General features: G+C 65.3%; 10 protein-coding genes. 5 read left to right on the top strand and 5 right to left on the bottom strand.

Annotation, left to right across the window (positions count from 1 at the left end):
• The first annotated feature begins 138 nt into the window (after positions 1-138).
• On the top strand, positions 139-2,349 hold the full coding sequence (locus ACQP0C_RS30480; protein WP_433734709.1) for a hypothetical protein: 2,211 nt from the start codon (positions 139-141) through the stop codon (positions 2,347-2,349).
• A gap of 235 nt (positions 2,350-2,584) precedes the next feature.
• Here the strand turns inward: ACQP0C_RS30480 and ACQP0C_RS30475 are convergent, their stop codons facing one another.
• Positions 2,585-6,010, bottom strand: a complete 3,426-nt coding sequence (locus ACQP0C_RS30475) for a protein kinase domain-containing protein (protein WP_433725475.1) — start codon at positions 6,008-6,010, stop codon at positions 2,585-2,587.
• Positions 6,011-6,253: 243 nt separating this feature from the next.
• On the opposite strand from ACQP0C_RS30475, the gene ACQP0C_RS30470 reads away from it, so the two are divergent.
• The 3 genes from ACQP0C_RS30470 to ACQP0C_RS30460 all read left to right on the top strand — a co-directional run bounded on the left by ACQP0C_RS30470 (position 6,254) and on the right by ACQP0C_RS30460 (position 9,995).
• A complete protein-coding gene (locus tag ACQP0C_RS30470; protein ID WP_433725473.1) occupies positions 6,254-6,652 on the top strand; it encodes an EthD domain-containing protein in 399 nt (132 codons plus the stop codon).
• A gap of 103 nt (positions 6,653-6,755) precedes the next feature.
• Complete coding sequence (locus ACQP0C_RS30465) at positions 6,756-8,009, top strand: TetR/AcrR family transcriptional regulator (RefSeq protein ID WP_433725472.1); 1,254 nt, start codon at positions 6,756-6,758, stop codon at positions 8,007-8,009.
• A gap of 156 nt (positions 8,010-8,165) precedes the next feature.
• Complete coding sequence (locus tag ACQP0C_RS30460) at positions 8,166-9,995, top strand: acyl-CoA dehydrogenase (RefSeq protein WP_433725470.1); 1,830 nt, start codon at positions 8,166-8,168, stop codon at positions 9,993-9,995.
• Between the two features lie 174 nt (positions 9,996-10,169).
• Here ACQP0C_RS30460 and ACQP0C_RS30455 read toward each other — a convergent pair whose 3' ends face one another.
• Entirely contained in the window at positions 10,170-11,567 is a 1,398-nt protein-coding gene (locus ACQP0C_RS30455; RefSeq protein ID WP_433725468.1) for a wax ester/triacylglycerol synthase family O-acyltransferase, read from the bottom strand.
• A 266-nt stretch (positions 11,568-11,833) separates the two neighbouring features.
• On the opposite strand from ACQP0C_RS30455, the gene ACQP0C_RS30450 reads away from it, so the two are divergent.
• Complete coding sequence (locus ACQP0C_RS30450) at positions 11,834-14,053, top strand: MMPL family transporter (protein ID WP_433725466.1); 2,220 nt, start codon at positions 11,834-11,836, stop codon at positions 14,051-14,053.
• 216 nt (positions 14,054-14,269) lie between these two features.
• On the opposite strand, the gene ACQP0C_RS30445 is transcribed toward ACQP0C_RS30450, so the two are convergent.
• From ACQP0C_RS30445 to ACQP0C_RS30435, 3 genes are all read right to left on the bottom strand, one after another.
• Positions 14,270-15,655, bottom strand: a complete 1,386-nt coding sequence (locus tag ACQP0C_RS30445) for a C13 family peptidase (RefSeq protein WP_433725464.1) — start codon at positions 15,653-15,655, stop codon at positions 14,270-14,272.
• Positions 15,656-15,681: 26 nt separating this feature from the next.
• Positions 15,682-16,035, bottom strand: a complete 354-nt coding sequence (locus ACQP0C_RS30440) for a hypothetical protein (protein ID WP_433725462.1) — start codon at positions 16,033-16,035, stop codon at positions 15,682-15,684.
• A gap of 550 nt (positions 16,036-16,585) precedes the next feature.
• Positions 16,586-18,295, bottom strand: coding sequence for a pentapeptide repeat-containing protein (locus ACQP0C_RS30435; protein WP_433725460.1), 1,710 nt, complete (start codon positions 18,293-18,295; stop codon positions 16,586-16,588).
• Between the last annotated feature and the right edge of the window lie 26 nt (positions 18,296-18,321).

Genomic DNA, 18,321 nt, shown 5'->3' with positions numbered 1-18,321 from the left:
TCGCATCGCGGTCCCGGGGCGTTTCGCGGGAATTCATGTAGATGACAACTGTTGCAGACTGCTTGGATTTGGTAGTGTCCCGGACTCGTGGCGTCGGGTGCGGTGGTCGAATCCAACGGGAATGTGTTCAGGTGGGGGCTGGTGACGGCGCTCGGCGTGGTCGTGGGATACGCGTCGGTGCTGCTGGCCAACTCTCGCCACTTCTACACCGATGACACCGAATCCCAGTACGGGCCGATGTGGGTGATGCTCGGGCGGCATCTGCGGGAGGGCCGGTTCCCGGCGCTGGTGCCGTGGGAGTGGATGTCGGGCAACTATTCGCTGGAAGAAGCGGGACTGTACAACCCGCCACAACTCCTCGTCGATCTGATCGCCCCCTCGGTGGACAACCTCGCGCTGTACGTCACGGTGGTCAAGCTGATCTTCTCGATCATTGCCGCGCTCGGGGTGTTCCGGATCTGTCTCGGCTACGGCGCCCGCGGCTGGTGGGCGGCGCTGGCCGGGGTCGCGTTCCCGCTGTCGGGCTGGTTTCTGTTCTTCGACGAGGCCAGTTGGGCGACGTCGTTGACCGGCACCGCGTGGATGCTGCACGCGTGGGCGTCGGCGGTGCGCTATACCCGCGGGCGCAACGGGCCGATCGCCACTTTCGTCTTCCTGTATCTGGCGATTTCGGTCCAATATGTCTTTCCCGCGGTCGAATCCGCATTGATGATCGTCGCGGTCGCCATCGGGGAGATCGTCTATCAGCGCATCTGGCGGCCATCGCTGCGACTGCTCGCCGTCGCCGCCTGTGCCGGGCTGGCTGGTCTGGAGACCTATCTGCCCGGCATGCTGTCCTCGCCGGTGACCTGGCGCGGCAACGAACGCATTCTCAACGATCCGTTCCTGGACGTGCCATGGTCGGAATCATTGAATGCGAGCCTGCCGAGTACCGTCCCGGCATTCACCGGCTGGTGGGGTTACGTTCAGCCGCTGCCGATGGTTTACATCGCCTGGTTCGTGATTCCGCTGCTGGCCTTCATCGATTGGCGACGGGTCCGGGAATCGGCACGGGAGTTCACCGGCCCGGCGCTGTTCGCGACGGCGGTGCTGATGTGGACGGCGGGGCCGGGGCGGATCGGGCCGCTGCGCTGGCCCGCCCGCGTGCTGCCGATGCTCGCGGTGGCGCTGCTGGTGCTGGTATGCGTCCTGCTCAGCCGTTATGGCACATTCGACGATCGGCGGCGTCGCGGCGTCGCGGCCGCGGTGCTGCTCGGATTGCTCTTCGTCCGAACATTCTCCGCGGCACCGCATTTGGTCATCCGGCATCTGGTCGCGGTCGCAGTGGTCGTGGCTCTGGTGGTGGCGTTCGTGTGGTTGGCCCGGACCCGGGGTGCGGCAGTGGCGTGTGTGCTGGCGATCGTTGCGATGTTCCCGATCGCCTATGACCAGGTGCGCGCGCAATCGCCGACGCCGATGTCCTATCACTTCCCGCAGCGGCGCTCCCAGATGAAGGCGGCGTTCCCGCATTTCGACGGTGTCACGCTGCAATTGGCGGATCGCGCACTGGTGCCGCCGTCCGACCAGAGCCGCACCGGCGCCTGGGGTTCGCTGGCCTTCGGCAACTATGCCAAGAACATGCGCCTGAACTACGTCAATGCCTATACGCCGATCGGCTATGCGACCTTCAGCGCGATGCTGTGCATGGGCTGGGACGGCAGCACCTGCCCCGATGCCTACCATCGTGCGTTCGCCCTCGAATCCGCCACCGGCCGAACCATTGTCGATCTGATGAAGGTCGATCGCGTCGTGCTGCAACGGGCGCAGTATCCCGACGCGCGCGAGCGGCCCGCGCCACCGGGATGGCATTGGGTCGACTATCCCGGCCATGAGCGCTACATCTGGGTGCTCGAACGGATCGATGGCCCGATCTCGAATCGCAACGGTCTCATCGCCGATGCGAAAGACGTTGTCGCCACTTCGATTTCGAAGGACAGCGTGACGAGCCGCATCCAGGTGAGCTCGGCGCACGGCGGCCGGGTCGTACTGGCCCGCCTGGCCTGGCCCGGCTACCGAGCCACCATCGACGGCCGGGACGTACCGATCGCGGCCGTCGCGAAAACCTTTCTCGCCATTGATATTCCGCCTGGAACCCAGGGCGGTGAACTGGTCGTCACCTGGCGGCCGCCGGGCTGGAAGATCGGCATCGCGACGGCCCTGGCGGGCCTGCTCGGACTCGGCGCACTGCAGTGGTTGTGGATACGGCCACGGCGCCGCGACATGGTGACCCCTGGTGATCGAGGCCCGGAGCTACCCGACCCGGAGCCGGAGCGCCCGGAGCCGGAGCGCGTGGAGCCCGCCCTCATCTGAGCACACTGTCGGACAGGATCGGCTGCAGGACATCGACCTTGGACGGCAACCGCCGAGGTCGAGGAATCGGTCGCTGGCTGTCCGACCGAGGCGCTGCGCATAGCGGGCAAGTGCCCGATGCCTGCGCATGCGGAACCGTTTCGGCTAGACGTTCGCCGGTGACCGTACCGGGTCCCGGCCGTTCACTCCCGAGGGTGACATTGCGGCATTCGAGCCGCTGAGATCGGCTCCATGGTCAGGGGCGTTCTACCCGATACCCCGTTAGGACTTTCCGGAGGAACGGACGCGGAATATCGGGGGCCGACTCGGGGTCCGCGCACAGGGCCTCCAGGATGCGGCGCAGTGGCCGGCCCTCGTCGGCCACGAAGCGGATCAGGCCATGCTCGGCGCAGCGCGCGAGTGCCGGGGCCGCGGCGGCGATCGCCTCGTCCATCCGTCCTGCCTCGGAAAGGCTTGCCGCCCAGAGGAGTTCGGCTGTCGTAATGGCACGGGGCCGGTTATCGGAGGCGATTTCGCGCACCAGACCCTCGGCGCGTGTGCAGGCCTGCTCGGCCGCGGCGGGGGAGTGCGCGCCGAGCAATAGCCGAATCGCGGTGTCCTGCTGGAATTCCGCGGTGAGTGTGTGCACGGTGTTCGGCAGCCGGCGATACGGCGGCAGCTGGACCAGCTCCTCGCGGTCCTGTGGATCGATGGGCAGCCCGATGCGCACGCGTTCGTTCACGATCCGCGCGGCAAGCCGGGGCAGGGTGAGCTTCTTCGCCATCTCGGCGCCCTCGGCCAGCCGGGCTTCGACGACGCCCATATCGCCGCGCAGTGATTTGACCCGCGCCCCGATGGCGTAGGTGGCCATCATGAAGTCGACGAGGGTGAATTCCGTTCCCAGCGAAGCACTTTCGTCGAGCAGCGCCTCTGCCTCGGCGATATCGCCGACGTCGTATCGAAGCGCGCCGAGCAGAGCCGAAGCCAGCTGGGCGCTGTAGGAGTGCATTCCGATCGTCTGCGCCATCGCGAGCCCCGTGCGCAGCTCGGATTCGGCGGCCGCGATATCGAGCTGTTCACTCGCCGCCATACCGGACAGACAGTAGCCGTATACGATGCCGAAGGGGCCCTTGCGCTTCGGGTGATACGGCGCGGCCCACTGCTGCCACCGGCGTGCCTCGTCGAAGTCGAAGTTGTACAGCGCCCACATGGACGCGACGTTCGCGGCGATCAGGGCGTAGAACGAGTCGCTCGGCCCCGCCGAAGCGTCTTGCCGCAGGCGCTCCTGGACCAGCTCCGGCAGGCCGTCGAAGTCGTCGGCGAACAATCCCGATGAGGCGCGGATCAGGGCAGCCTCGGTCCGCATATCGGCGGTATCGGTCTCGTCCCGCATGCCCGAATCCAGCATCGCCTCGGCCATATCCAGTGCGATACGGGCGGGCTGGAGGCGTTGCAGCGCCACATTGGCCCAGGCCACCAGCAGTTGCAGCCGCGGGTCCGTATGTGCACAGGCCGGTGGCAGCTTCGCGATCAGCCCGAGCAGTGTCGCCATCTTCATCTGTTCCAGCAGCTCCAAGCCGCGTTCCTCGATGATGTGCACCGCTGCCGGGGCGTCGTCCGCGGCCAGGGCGTGGTCGACGGCTTCGTGCAACATCCTGTGGTCCGCGAACCAGGTCGAGGCGGCCGCGTGCAGCCGGCGCAGCCGCGTCGGGTCCTGACGAGCGAGTCGGTGCCGCATCAGATCCGCGAAGAGTTGGTCGAATCGGAACCATTCGGAGTCGTCATCGACGCGACGCAGGAACAGGTCCAGATGCTCGGCCTCCTCGAGCATTTCCTGTCCATACCTCACGTCGGCGAGTGTGTTGGCGAGGTCGCCGCAGATGGTGTCGGTCACCGAGATCGACAGCAGGAACTCGAGCAGGGCGGGGTCCAGTGTGTCCAGTACATTCGCCGCGACGTATTCGCTGATGGCGTAGCTGTGCCCGGACAGCCGTCCGATGTATTCGGCGGGATTGTCCTTGCCGCGCAATGACATCGACGCGAGTTGCAGCGCGGCCGCCCAGCCCTCGGTCGATTCCCGCAGCTGCGTGATATCGCGCGCGGTCAGTGGCAGCTGATTGACATCGAGGAGGAATGAACTGGTCTCCGCATCGTCGAATCGCAGATCTTCGGAATCGATTTCGACGAGTTCGTCGCGCACGCGCATCCGGCTGATCGGGAGTCCGGCGGTGCTGCGGCTGGTGACGATGAGGCGCAGATGGTGGCTGGCATTGTCGAGCAGGAATTCCATCGCCGCGAGCGCGCTGCGATTGGTGACCTTGTGCCAGTCATCGATGACCACCGCGAATGTTTCCCCGCTGGAGTGGATTTCATTGATCAGCGTGGTGATCACATAGCGGGTGGCGTCGGTCGCGCGTTCCTCCAGGATCTGGTTCAGTTCGCGGCCGAGTGCCGGTCGGGTCCGGCGGATCGCCTCGACCAGATGCGCCAGAAACCAGACGGCATTGTTGTCATCGCCATCGATGGTGAGCCAAGCTACCTGAACCCCCTCGGATTCCAGGGTGCTCGCCCATTGAGCGGCCAAGGTGCTCTTTCCGAATCCGGCCGGTGCGTGGATCACCGTGAGCCGACGCTGCTGGCCTTCGCGCAGTAGGCCCAGCAACCGGGAACGGTCCACGAGCGCGCGCGGCGGTGTCGGTGGCCGGAATTTGGTCAGCGCGGCCGGTGGGACCGCGGGCCCTGCCGGCTGGGGTGGAACATATTGCGGCGCGGCCGGTTCGGCGCGGACCGCGCGGGCGGGACCGACGGCCGGACTGTGGTTGCGCAGTGCGTCCCGTAATAGATGCTGGTAACCGGCAGCGGATTCCGGGCGTGCCGTCGGATCGATCGCCATGGCCGCTTCCACGGCGACGACGGCATCGGCCGGAATCGATGTGCCGCGCAGGTCCGGGATCGGCTCGGTCGCCATGCGCACGAATTGCGCCATAACGCTCTCGCCGGATCGGCGTTCGAAGGCCGCGTGCCCGGTCAACAGGCAGAACAGCGTCGCGCCGAGACTATAGATATCGGAGGCGGGGCTCGGCTGCGCACCACCGAGCACCTCGGGTGCGGTGAATGCCGGTGTGCCGGCGATGTGTCCGGTCGTCGTTTCGAAGCCGCCGCCGATGCGGGCGATGCCGAAGTCGGCCAGTTGTGCTTCGTCGTAGTCGGTGATCAGGATATTGGCGGGTTTCACATCGCGGTGGATGGTTCCGTCGGCATGTGCGGCGGCCAGCGCCCCGGCGATGCGTTCACCGATGGACAGCACCTCGTCCCACGGTATCGGTCCGGTCGTGCGCAACCGGTTCTCCAGCGAACCTCGGGAGTGGAACGGCATGACGATATAAGGCCGACCGGTGGCGGTGATATCGGCCTGCAGGATCTGCACGATGTTCGGGTGCCCGGACAGTCGACCCAGCGCATGCTGTTCGCGGATGAACCGTTCCCGGTCCTCGCCGCGGAATTCCGAGGTGAGGACCTTGACCGCGACGGCGCGGTCCAGCGATCGTTCGAAGCAGCGGTAGACGACACCGAATCCACCGCGACCGATCTCCTCCGCGTCGAAGAATCCGGCCGCGGCCAGTTCGGCAGCGAGACCGAGCTGCAGGTCACGCTGGGTTGCGGTGGGGTCGAATTCCGGCATGGCCGATCACCTCACCATGCCGAATTCCGGTGATACGGCATCGGCGGGATTCGCCGCTCGGCTTCGCACCGGCTGCGGAGGTAGCAAACCATACGATCACCTCACGAGGCAGAACATCGGCCCCGACTACTCGATCATAGCGAGCATGCCGGTTGCTGCGGCGTATCATTCGAGAACCGCTGTGTCGCAAGGATTTACGGGCTCAATGCCGCAGGATTTGCAAACGCGAGACGGCGAAAGTCGGTGTCGCGACCGCGGTGGACGGGACCGCAGGTGTGCTGTCCCGCGATCTGCCCGCGATTCTGCACGGACCTGTCGCCCGCCCAGTTCTCCGACTACTGGCTGAACCACCACGGGCCGTTTGCCGTCGAGCAGATCAAGGTGGTCGGTGGCTACCGCTACGTCCAGAGCCGCACAACGGATTCCGCCCAGAACCTCATCCTCACCACCGTGCGTGGCAGCGGCGAACCCTTCGACGGCATCGTCGAAGTCTGGTTCCCCTCGGAACAGGCGATGATCGCCGCGCTCGCCACCCCCGCCGGAATCCAGGCCAACCAACTGCTCACCGAGGACGAGACGAACTTCATCGACCTGCCCCGGTCGTCGTTCTTCCTGACCGAGGGGCACATGCTGCTCGGCTAAAAGGACCGTTCTGACCGGTCACCCGGATACTCGTCGAACAGTTGCGCCACGCTATCCGGGCGCGCTCGCTCGGAGGTTCGAGCGGTGCTGGACACTGGACGCGATGGACGGTGATGTGAGGCGCGGCGAAGTGGGATCAGTGCGGCGGCGACCCGCGGATAGGCGCGAATCGATACTGCGGGCGGCGACCGCTGCGTTCGCGCGGAATGGCTACCACGCGACCTCGATGGCCGATGTCGCCGCTGAGGTCGGGATTTCTTCGGCGGCGCTGTACCGCCATTTTCGCGGCAAGCAGGAGTTGCTGGGCCAGTCCTTGCTGTCCGGGCTCGAATCGGTGCTGTCCCGGTTGGCGATGGCGCAGGTCACCGGGTCGGATGCGGTGCTCAGCGCGTTGACAACGGCATGTTTGGAGCTGCGGGGGCTGCCGAGGCTGTGGCAGCTCGAGGTGCGCAATCTGGCTGCCGCGGATCGGATCGCGGTGCTGGCCCGAGTGGTGCGGCTGAACGGCTTCCTGCGTACGGCGATCCGGGACCGCCGACCAGATCTGGGCGCCGACGATATCGAGTTTCTGGGGTGGTGCGTGCTATCGGTCGCAGTGAGCCCCTCCTATCACCGGGTGCAGCTTCCGGAAACGACCTTCGTGCGAGTGCTGGACACCATCGTCGGTGCGGTCGTCGGCGCGGAGTTTCCGGCAGTCGGCGACCAGGTGACTGCCATTCCCGGCGGACCACGGCGGGATCGTCGGACCGTTGCCGACCCTGTCGACCCAACGCTGCGCACCGAGCGGATGATCAGCGCTGCGGCACGACTGTTCAACACCTACGGCTATGGGGCAGTCGGAATCGAGGACATCGGCGCCGCGGTCGGGGTCTCGGGTCCGGCTCTGTATCACCACTTCGCCAGCAAAGTAGATCTGCTGAACGAGATCGTCGATCGCAATGAACAGTGGATTCGCCTCTATACGTCGCGTGCGATGGCGGAAGCGGATACCCCGAGTGACGCGCTGCGCGGCCTGCTGCGGTATTTCGTGCGATTCGCCATCCGCGAGCCGGACCTGCTCGGGACCACGCTCAGCGAGGTCGGCCATCTTCCTCGCGAGCAGGCGAGCAGATACCGGCGCGCGCACCGCGGCGGCATCGCGGAGTGGGTGCGGATGCTGCAGGTCGTGCGGCCCGACATGTCGGCGGACGCGGCGCGGGTACAGATCCAGGCAATGACCTGCATCGTGATCGATGCCGTCCGCAACCCGCGTCTGACCGGCAGAAATGACCTGGCCACTGTCCTGGTCGAGGTCGGAGATCGTGTTGTGTTCGCCGACGCTTCGTCCGGCATCGATCAGCAGCTTAGTAGGCGTTAACTTCTATGCCGATCACGCCGGGAATGTGTTCAGCCTCGCCTTGCACGATCGTTTAGTCGCCGATAACTTATCCCTCGGTGGAGCGTGCCCGGTTCCCTCGGTTCACATCGGACTCGACGGAGCTGTTGGCGACTTACGGAGTGGAAAGGGCACCTGGTGGGGCACTACAAGAGCAATGTGCGTGATCTGGAGTTCAACCTGTTCGAGGTGCTCGGGTTGGACACGATCCTGGGGACGGGCGACTTCGGCGACCTGGACGGCGACACCGTCCGATCGATGTTGGCCGAGGCGGCACGGCAGGCCGAGGGTCCGCTGGCGGAATCATTCGCCGATGCCGACCGCAATCCGCCGACCTTCGATTCGGCGACACACTCTGTGCGGCTGCCGGATTCGCTGAAGCAGTCGATTCGCGCGTGGCGCGATGGCGAGTGGTTTCGGGTCGGACTCGATGAAGCCATCGGCGGGGTGCAGGCGCCGTCGGTGCTGAAATGGGCGATCAACGAGTTCGTGCTCGGTGCCCAACCCGCCGCCTACATGTACCTGTCGGGCCCGACGATGGCGCATATCGTCAACGCGATCGGAGACGATCAGCAGAAGCACTGGGCATCGATGGCGGTCGATCTGAACTGGGGAGCCACGATGGTGCTCACCGAGCCGGATGCCGGCTCGGATGTCGGATCGGGCCGCACCAGGGCCATCCAGCAAGCCGACGGCTCGTGGCATATCGAGGGTGTGAAGCGGTTCATCACATCCGCCGATTCCGACGACCTGTTCGACAACATCATCCACCAGGTGCTGGCCCGTCCCGAAGGTGCGGGACCGGGGACCAAGGGCTTGAGTCTGTTCCTGGTGCCCAAGTACCTGTTCGATCCGCAGACCGGCGAGCGGGGTGAACGCAACGGCGTCTTCGTGACGAACGTCGAGCACAAGATGGGCCTGAAAGCCTCCGCGACTTGTGAACTCACCTTTGGAGCCAATGGGACCGCGGCCAAGGGCTGGCTGGTGGGCGGTGTGCACAACGGTATTGCGCAGATGTTCAAGGTGATCGAGGAGGCCCGCATGATGGTGGGCACCAAAGCCATCGCGACGCTGTCGAGTGGATATCTCAATGCCCTGGACTATGCCAAGCAGCGGGTCCAAGGTGCGGACCTGGCGGCGATGGCCGATAAGAATGCTGCGCGCGTCACCATCACCCACCACCCGGACGTGCGACGCAGCCTGATGATGCAGAAGGCCTATGCGGAAGGCCTGCGTGCGGTCTACCTCTACACCGCGGCGCACCAAGACCTCGAAGTGGCTCGAGCGGTGTCCGGCTCCGACGCGGATCTGGCAGCACGAGTGAACGATCTGCTGCTTCCGATCGTGAAGGGTGTCGGGTCCGAGCGAGCCTACGAGATGCTCACCGAGTCGCTGCAGACATTGGGCGGATCCGGATACCTGCAGGACTACCCGCTCGAGCAATACATCCGCGACTCCAAGATCGACTCTCTCTACGAGGGCACAACGGCAATTCAGGCGCAGGACTTCTTCTTCCGTAAGATCGCCCGCGACCAAGGCGTCGCCCTCACTCACCTGTGCGCACAGATTCAGCAGACAATCGATGCCGACGCGGGCAATGGTCGCATGAAGGCCGAGAAGGCACTGCTCGCGACGGCACTCGAGGACGTACAGTCCATGGTCGCCAGCCTCACGCAATCGCTGTTCGCCGCGCAGCAGCAGCCCACCGAGCTCTACAAGATCGGTCTGGGTTCGGTGCGATTCCTGCTCGCGGTCGGCGACCTGCTGATCGCGTGGCGCCTGCTGGTCGGTGCTGAAACAGCCCTGGCGGCAATGGACTCCGGTAGCGCGGATACGGCGTTCTATCAGGGCAAGGTGGCCGTCGCATCGTTTTTCGCGGCGAATGTACTGCCGCGACTGAGCGCGGACCGCAGCGTGATCGCCGATCTCGACATCGACCTGATGCGGCTGGACGAAGCCGCCTTCTGACGTGTCATCGCCGATCGACCGCGCTCATGTTGATCGAGACCAGCGTGTCCAGGAGTCGCTGCGCCGGGACTGGTCCATCACCTGAGACCACAGTTCCTGGGACCGCGGCGCTGGTGTACAGCGCCGCGGCGCCAGCGGAGGCGGGAACGGGTTATGAGCTCTTCGACGCGACGGTCACGCGGAGCTGGGTAGGTCCGCAACCGCAGCGGCATGGCGGATCTCGAGTTCCTCGAACGCCTCTTCGACGTAGCGGGTCAGAAGCTGGACTCGGGGAAGGGCCGTGGGGCATGCGGTGAAGCCGAGGTTCAGCCGACCGGCGTACGACACCGCGGTGATATTGAGTGCATCGCCCTTGAACAGCAGCGACAGCGGGTAGAGCCCGACCATGCGTGCCCCGGCGAGATAGCGGGGCTCAGATGGTCCCGGCACATTCGAGATGATCAGGTTGAACATCGGCGCCGAGCGGTCGACGGCGCCGGAGACGACCTGCCGGATGGTGTGCGGTGCCATGGCGAGTACCGCATAGGGGACCAGGGCCGGATGCGGCAGGGCGGCCTGATGCTGCTTCGCCGCCGTCGTGGAGCGCGAGATCCTCAGCAGTCGAGCGCCGGGATCGGCTCGGTCGGTGGCCAGGTCGGCGAACATGATGCCAATCGAGCTGTCCGCCGACGAGCCGTCCGGTGCCGCGATCGAGACCGGGCAGCCTGCTATCAGCGGCTTATCGGGTAGCCCATCGATATCGAGCAGGTATCGGCGCAGTGCGGTGGAGCAGGCGGTCAACACGATGTCATTGCGGCTCGTTCCGCTGGCCTTCGAGAGATCCTCGATCGTGCCCAGGTCGATCGAAGCGGTGCAGACTTCCCGGCGCGGACCGACGCCGACATTGAGTGGGGATCGCGGTGCGGCAAAGGGGCTGGTCAGTGCCGAGTTCGTCGGACGCGCACAGAAGAGCGTGCCGACTGCACGCAAAGCGGCGAACAGCACTTTCGCCCGAATGGGCCGTGCTGCCCGTGCCCGGCCGTCGCTGGTGGTCGGCTGTGGTCGCGGACGGCCGATGGTCCATACCGGGGTCAGCGCGGTCGCGTCGGCATCGGTTGTCAGCGACCGGCCGAGCAGGCGGACCGCGTCGACCCCATTGATCAATGCGTGATGGGCCTTGAGGTAGACGGCGAATCGGTTGCCGGGCAGTCCTTCGATGACATGGACCTCCCATGGCGGCCGTCGCATATCGATTCGATTCGACTGCAAGCCTGAAATGAGTTGTGCCAGTTCGGTTTCGCCATCGGACCCGGATAGTGCGTGGTGTCGCAGGTGGCGGTCGACATCGATATCGTCGGCCGGTTCGCGCCGGGCGCGCCGCGGGAACCGGCGCATGCGGATCACCGACCGGAAGCGCGGATCGACATCGGTTCGCTTCCGGAAGCCCGCCACTACTCGTTGCGCTACCGCCGGGTCATCGTTCGGCTCGAAGATCGCCAGTGCCGCGACGTGCATCGGCGTCTCGGGTGAATCGAGCCAAACCCAGAACGAATCGTCGATCGGGAGATGCTTGCGTGTTTCCCTACGCCCCACAGTGTTCCCCTTTGTGCGCCCATGTGCTCGATGGTGAATTCGATGCGACGACGACGGCGCGTGATCGGATCGGTGGCGGGTGCACCGATCCGATCGGGTGATGATTTCATCATGTGTGATAGTTTCGGTCAAATTCGACTGTTGAACCGGTATTGCTGACCATTTCTACGTTTATGAGGAAATCATCATCTGCTGTGTTATCGTACCGGCGTAGTGCGTGCTCGCTTCGCTGATGTGTCGGTTGGTGTGTCGAGGAGAGGACCCGCGTGTCTCGGTATCTGTTCGCCCTTGGTCAGGTGGTGGCGCGTCGCCGCTGGTGGGTGCTGGCGGTGTGGATCGTGCTACTGGTGGGCGCGATCTGTTTCGCCGCGGGAACCGGTGGGAAGACGAACGACAATTTCACGGTCCCCGGTACCGAATCACAGGATGCCGTGTCATTGCTGAAGCAGCGGATGCCGACGTTCAGTGGTGCACAGATGCAAGTCGTGTTCGCTACGCCCGGTCTGGCCAAGGTGACCGACCAGCAGGTGCGGACCGAGATCGAACAGACGATGACCGGGTTCAAGGGACTCCCGCAGGTCGCAGTGGTCGTCGACCCGTTCCAGGCCAAGGCGGTGTCACCGGATCAGCGGGTGGCACTGGGCACCGTGCAATTCTCGGTGTCGGCCGGTGAGGTCGGCGCGGACACCCTCGACGGGGTGGACCGCATCGCGGCCCCCGCGCGCGAGGCCGGTCTCGATGTGCAGTTCTCCGGTGCGGTGTACCCGGGCTTCACGGCCGAGATCCCGCACACCCCAGAGCTTCTCGGCATCGTCGCGGCACTGGTCATCCTGCTGATCACCTTCGGCGCGGTGGTCGCCGCGGGGCTGCCCATCATTACGGCGTTGGTGGGTGTCGGTATCGGGCTCACCGGGATTCTGGGAGTGGCCGCCTTCGTCGACGTGCCCTCGGCCGCGACATCGCTGGCCCTGATGCTCGGTCTGTCCTGTGGCATCGATTACGCGCTGTTCATCCTGTCGCGGCATCGGCACCAAATCGTGCTGGGAATGGCTGCGGCGGAGGCGATTCCGCTTGCGGTCGGGACAGCGGGCAGTTCGGTGGTCTTCGCGGCGATAACGGTCATCATCGCGCTGTGCGGACTGACGGTGGCGGGCATCCCGTTCCTCACCGTCATGGGTCTGACGGCCGCGGGCGCGGTGCTGGTGGCCATGCTCGTCGCATTGACGCTGCTGCCCGCGCTGCTGGGTTTCGCCGGTGACACCGTCGCCAAGTTCATCTCACCGCCGCTGCATCCGGGCAAGCCGGAGGAGGTGGCGCGCATCGCCGCCTATGAGCCCGAGCGCACGGCCGGGCACGCGTGGGGACGTTTCGTCACCCGATTCCGAATTCCGGTGCTGGTCCTCGGCATCGCGATTCTCGTCGTCGCGGCCATTCCGGCCACTCGCATGGACCTCGGGCTGCCCAGCGGCGCCACCCAGCCGGAGAAGAGCACCGCCCGCAAGGCCTACGACCTGGTCAGCCGCTCCTTCGGACCCGGTTTCAACGGACCCCTGCTGGTGGTCACCGACCTGTCCAAGGCCACCGCCCCGGACGCCGCACAAACACTGATCGGTCGACTGCAGCAGGAACCCGATGTCGCCGCGGTACAGCCCGCGGCCTCCGGAAACGGATTGATGCTGATCCAGGTCATTCCCACAACCGGCCCCAACGACTCCGCGACGACCGATCTGGTGAACCGGTTGCGCGAGGACCGTCATCGCATCGAAAGCGGTACCGGTGCAACGTATCTGGTCGGCGGTACCACGGCGGCCAATATCGACACCTCGAAGCGGCTGGCCGGGGCGCTGCCCATCTTCCTCGCGGTCGTCGTGGGTCTGGCGCTGCTCTTGCTCACCATCGCCTTCCGCACGATTCTCGTCCCGCTGTCCTCGATCGTCGGCTTCATCCTCTCGGTGTTCGCGGCCCTCGGCGCACAGGTGGCGGTATTCCAATGGGGTTGGGGCGCAAGTCTTTTCGATGTCACCAAGGCCCAGACGCTGAGCTTCCTGCCGATCATCACATTGGCCATCATCTTCGGCCTGTCCAGCGACTATCAGATCTTCGTCGTCTCGCGGATCAAGGAGGAACACACCCGCACGGCCGATGCGATCGCCTCGGTGCACAACGGCGTCGCGCACTCCGCGCGCGTCGTCACCGCCGCCGCGCTGATCATGTTCGGGGTGTTCGTCGCATTCACCACCACCGATAATCCGATCGTCAAACCACTGGCATTCACCCTGGCGATCGGCGTCCTGTTCGATGCCTTCATCGTCCGGCTGACCCTGGTACCCGCGGTCATGGCCCTGATCGGCAACCGGATGTGGTACCACCCGCGCTGGTTCGCCCGCTACATCCCCGACCTCGATATCGAGGGCGCCGAACTCGAACGCCGATACGCCCACGACACCGAAGCCGAAGTGCCACAGGGTGTTACCGAACCGTCATGACGCTCGTTCGCACACGGCGACGATGCGGCGATCCTGAATCACCGGAACCGACCGCTCGACGGTATAGGCGTGTACCAATTCCACCACCTGGCTGACTGTTGAGGTCACGATCGTTCTGTTCTCGTTCGGGCGATCGGCCGACGCACCGGACTTGACGTTTCCGGCTCCCAGAAGGCCGGCGCAAAGCCGAGTGCGTTCGGTCGAACCCCTGGTCGGTTATCGTGCCGCCGCGCCTGCGGATTCTGAATGTTGGTCGCCGCGGGCCATTTGGAGTCGATGAGAGAGTGTATCGAGCAACTCCAGTGATGGAATGAGCTTCGCTGCCCAACCCGGATCAGGGTCCGGCAGCGGTGGCCCCTTGTGAATATGAGTGTCGATGGCGACAAGTCTGTCGGTGATCTCGGCGATGATGTCGGCCAAAGTGGGCCTGCGAGTCAAGTACACGAATCTGCCGCAGCCGGCCGGCGAGTCGCCGTATTGGGGGTCGTCGTAGGCGGCGGTGTCGTGGGCATCGGAGTAATCGAATGCCTCCCGCACGCTGATCAGCCCGTCGCGGTTGCCGTCCGGGTCCGCCGGCAGATCCCCGCCGTATGCCGTGGCGGAATTGAGGGCCTCGAACCATGTGCGTGCCCACGGGTCGAAGTGGGTGTCGCCCGCGCTCACTTTATCGGCGGGTACGGCGCTGGCGAAACAGGTCGCCGCAGCGGTGCTGTTGTCGAGGGTCGGTTGCAGGAACGCACCGGAATAGCACTGCTCCATCGTGACGACAAGGCGCCCGAACTCCGGGAGCGTCGTCAGCATCGTCCCCCAATCCGACGGCGTGAGAACAGTACTGTTGTCGATACACAGACCATTGGTCGAACCGTGGTTGTTGGTGTGGACGAAGAGCAGGCTGTCGGCGTCCATCCGACTGCCGATCGTCTCCATGGTGGCCCGCAGATGGTCCGTTGTCGCGGAATCGTGGATATGCATTTGATAAGGAGTGTCGTCCCCGACCCATTTGGCCAGCTCCGACGATGTCGCGTCGACCGCCCCGATAGTGCCGTCATAACACAGCACATAGATATTGCTTGCGGGGAATCCCAGCTGATTGCGCAGCACGCGCCAGCCCAGTTCCAAATCTTCAACGTGGCGGCGGTTGCTGATCCGGCTCGTGAACAAAACGGCGAAGCGATTGCCATCCTCGCGTAGCCACGGCCACACTCGAGGTTCGATCAGCGCCTGTAACAGCGGACGACCGGATGCCATGCGCCGCAACGGCGCATGGAACAATTCCGGCCGCAGGCCAGGGGCGGCGACCTCGGGAGGAAATTCAGCCGACACAGAATGCAGCAAGCTGCCGTCGGACGGCGAATGGAATCGGTATTGGCAGGGATGACCGTAGTTCGCGTCGGGCATTTGGTCGACGAACACCAGAACCGAGTCGTCGGGGACTACGATCGTCTGATCGACGAGCGAAAGACGGTGCCCCCTTTTGAGCAGTCGTGGAACGATGCTCAGGTGAGTGGTCGCCGCCGCGGTTGGTGTCAACGTCGCGAAAGCCTCCGCGCGGCACCGCCTCAGAACGCGTTCGGGCAGTAGGGAATAAGCGTCATCTATCATCGTCACACCTTGGGTTCACGGTGATCTCATTCGCCGACGCGGACGAGATCAGCCAACTTGTCCGGATCCGAGGCCACCACCCAGGTCTCGGGTAGAAGTCCGAATACAGGCGGCCGGTCATCGGCCCAACGCTGCCGCACAATCAACCGTTCGGGATCGACCAGCCCGTACGAGCACGCGTGCATCCAGTTCGCGCCCGGCTGCTCGTCACGAAAAACGATCACGCAAGGTCGGTCACAGTGAACGGTCCTGCTTCCGCACACGATCTCCCCCGGACCGCGTACGACACGGTCGACATAGACGACCATCCCCCGCACCGACGCAAACGCGAGTTCAGCGACCGCACGCGCGATGGTCCCGTCCAGCAGCTCACCGTCCACACGAAGCTCCGTTCCCGGTTTCGATCCTCCGCAAGTGTCGGCCACTGCACGCCGGGTCGCCTAGAGTAGGTGACTACTCACGTTCGCCCGCCCGGCGGCGCTTTGGTGGCGAGCAATGCATTCGCACAACCACGATCCGGGGTTCGGGATAGAACGGCGACACGTCACGGAGGTGCCCGCCTCTGCCAGGAAATGCCAAGTTTGTGAGAAGCCAGCTCTGACAGCGCTATAAGGCAGTGCAGTTGCTGCTACGGCTGCTCGATGTCCGGTCATCGACGGATCCTGTTCCAGTGCTGGTGGCTGCGAACGGTTGGGATACCGCCACCTATCCGCGGATGCAGGGCTGGCTGTCCTCCCAGCTGCTACTGCCTTGGCGGACACCCTGCCGTAGCTGACGAGCGCACCGCCCCCGCCGATCGGATCGAGATCATCGCCGTCGAGGACGAGCGCGGGCTGCCGGTCGAGGGTGTCGGGTCATATCCGGACGGTACGAGAAAGGTCCGACAAGACCTGTTGGACACCAAGGGTTTTCGATAGCCCGGCGGAGCGGCTACAGGCCCGGTACGACAGTCGGCGGCCAATCCTGCGGCTCGACATTGGCGGGTTTCCGGCTGACATCCTGGTCCCAGTCGAACACCGGTGCCGGAGGACCCCACTGCTTCGGTCTGACAAAAGAGATGGTCTCAGTACCGAAATCCACCTGCACGAACGAGGCGTAGCCGGAGAAGGTCGCGTCGCGGAACTCGGCGTAGCTGGAGAAGGTCGCGCTGCGGAACTCGGCGTCGCCGGAGAAGGTCGCGCCGCCGAACCAGGCGTCGCCGGAGAAGGTCGCGCCGCCGAACTCGGCGTCGCCGGAGCAGGTCGCGTCGCCGAACCAGGCGTCGCTGGAGAAGATCGTGTTGCGGAACTCGGCGTAGCTGGAGAAGATCGTGCTGCGGAACCCGGCGGTGCCGGTGAAGGTCGCGTCGCGGAACTCGGCGGTGCCGGTGAAGGTCGCGTCGCGGAACTCGGCGGTGCCGGTGAAGGTCGCGTCGCGGAACTCGGCGTAGCCGGTGAAGGTCACGCTGCGGAACTCGGCGTAGCCGGTGAAGGTCGTGCCGCGGAACCCGGCGGTGCCGGTGAAGGTCGCGCTGCGGAACCAGGCATCGCCGGAGCAGGTCGCGTCGCGGAACTCGGCGGTTCCGGAGAAGATCGCGTCGCGGAACTCGGCATCGCCGGAGCAGGTTACGTCACCGAACTCGGCGTCGCCGGAGAAGGTCGCACCGCGGAACTCTGCGTAGCTGGAGAAGGTTGCGCCGCGGAACCGGGCGTAGTTGGAGAAGGTCGCGCTGCGGAACCCGGCCGTGCCGGAGAAGGTCGCGCCACCGAACCCGGCGGTGCTGGTGAAGGTCGCGTCGCGGAACCCGGCGTCGCCGGAGAAGGTTACGTCACCGAACTCGGCGGTGCCGGAGAAGGTCGCGCCACCGAACCCGGCGGTGCCGGAGAAGGTCGCGCCACCGAACCGGGCAGCGCCCGAGAATTTCACATTGCTGAGGTCGACGTTCTCGAGATGTGCTGTGCGGAAGTCGAAGTCGCTTGTCGACCAGCTGTATTCGGCTGTGGGGCGGAGGTGGTCAGCGATAACGCGGACGATGGTGGCACGGACTTCTCGGTCGTTGTGCCGGTATTCGAGGTGGCGTTCCTGGTCGTCGGCGCGCGTGCCGTCGGCTGTCGCTCGGTGCTGTGTGAGGACCAGTTTGCTCTGGTGGTTGGCACCGAACTCGGGGCTGTAGGGCAGCCGCAGGTAGCCGCACAGCACGTCGATGCATTGCTGGCGGCGCAGGCCATCGGATTCGTCGGCGACACCGGCCATCGCGTAGACCCCGGCGATGCGGACCGCGACGTCGGTGGCACCGAGTTGGGCGGCCGCAGCGCCGAAACGTTCGACGAACCGGCTTTGCTCCAGGTCGCGTTGACGTCGGTAGGCGATCACCAGGGCGACGACACCGCCGACTCCGGCGACGACGGTCAACGCAACGCGGGTGACGTCGATCTCGGCAGCGGCCTTGCTCGCGTCGACCGGGGTGATCCACCGCAGGAAACCGTACGCGACGAACGCGACACCCAGCCCGGCGAGCAGGGCGACCGCGACCGCGGGGAACAACCGGATCCGTCCCGCGCGGCGGCCGAGCGCCGCGCGGGAGTCCCTGCTCAACCGCGCGCGCAGCGCGGTCGTTCTCGTACGTGCCTGTGCGCCATTGGCGCTCACCCTCCCGGACATCGCTCGATTCTGCTCGAAACCGTGCC

Origin of the sequence: Nocardia sp. CA-129566 (genome assembly GCF_050956075.1) — a bacterium.
Lineage (GTDB): Bacteria > Actinomycetota > Actinomycetes > Mycobacteriales > Mycobacteriaceae > Nocardia.
Note: the sequence above shows the minus strand (reverse complement) of the source record. Positions and strands in the feature narration are given on the sequence as shown.

Excerpts from the sequence above, each read along its gene's own strand:
- ACQP0C_RS30475 (WP_433725475.1), bottom strand. The coding sequence starts at position 6,010 with ATGCCGGAATTCGACCCCACCGCAACCCAGCGTGACCTGCAGCTCGGT.
- ACQP0C_RS30465 (WP_433725472.1), top strand. The coding sequence starts at position 6,756 with ATGGACGGTGATGTGAGGCGCGGCGAAGTGGGATCAGTGCGGCGGCGA.
- ACQP0C_RS30445 (WP_433725464.1), bottom strand. The coding sequence starts at position 15,655 with ATGATAGATGACGCTTATTCCCTACTGCCCGAACGCGTTCTGAGGCGG.
- ACQP0C_RS30435 (WP_433725460.1), bottom strand. The coding sequence starts at position 18,295 with ATGTCCGGGAGGGTGAGCGCCAATGGCGCACAGGCACGTACGAGAACG.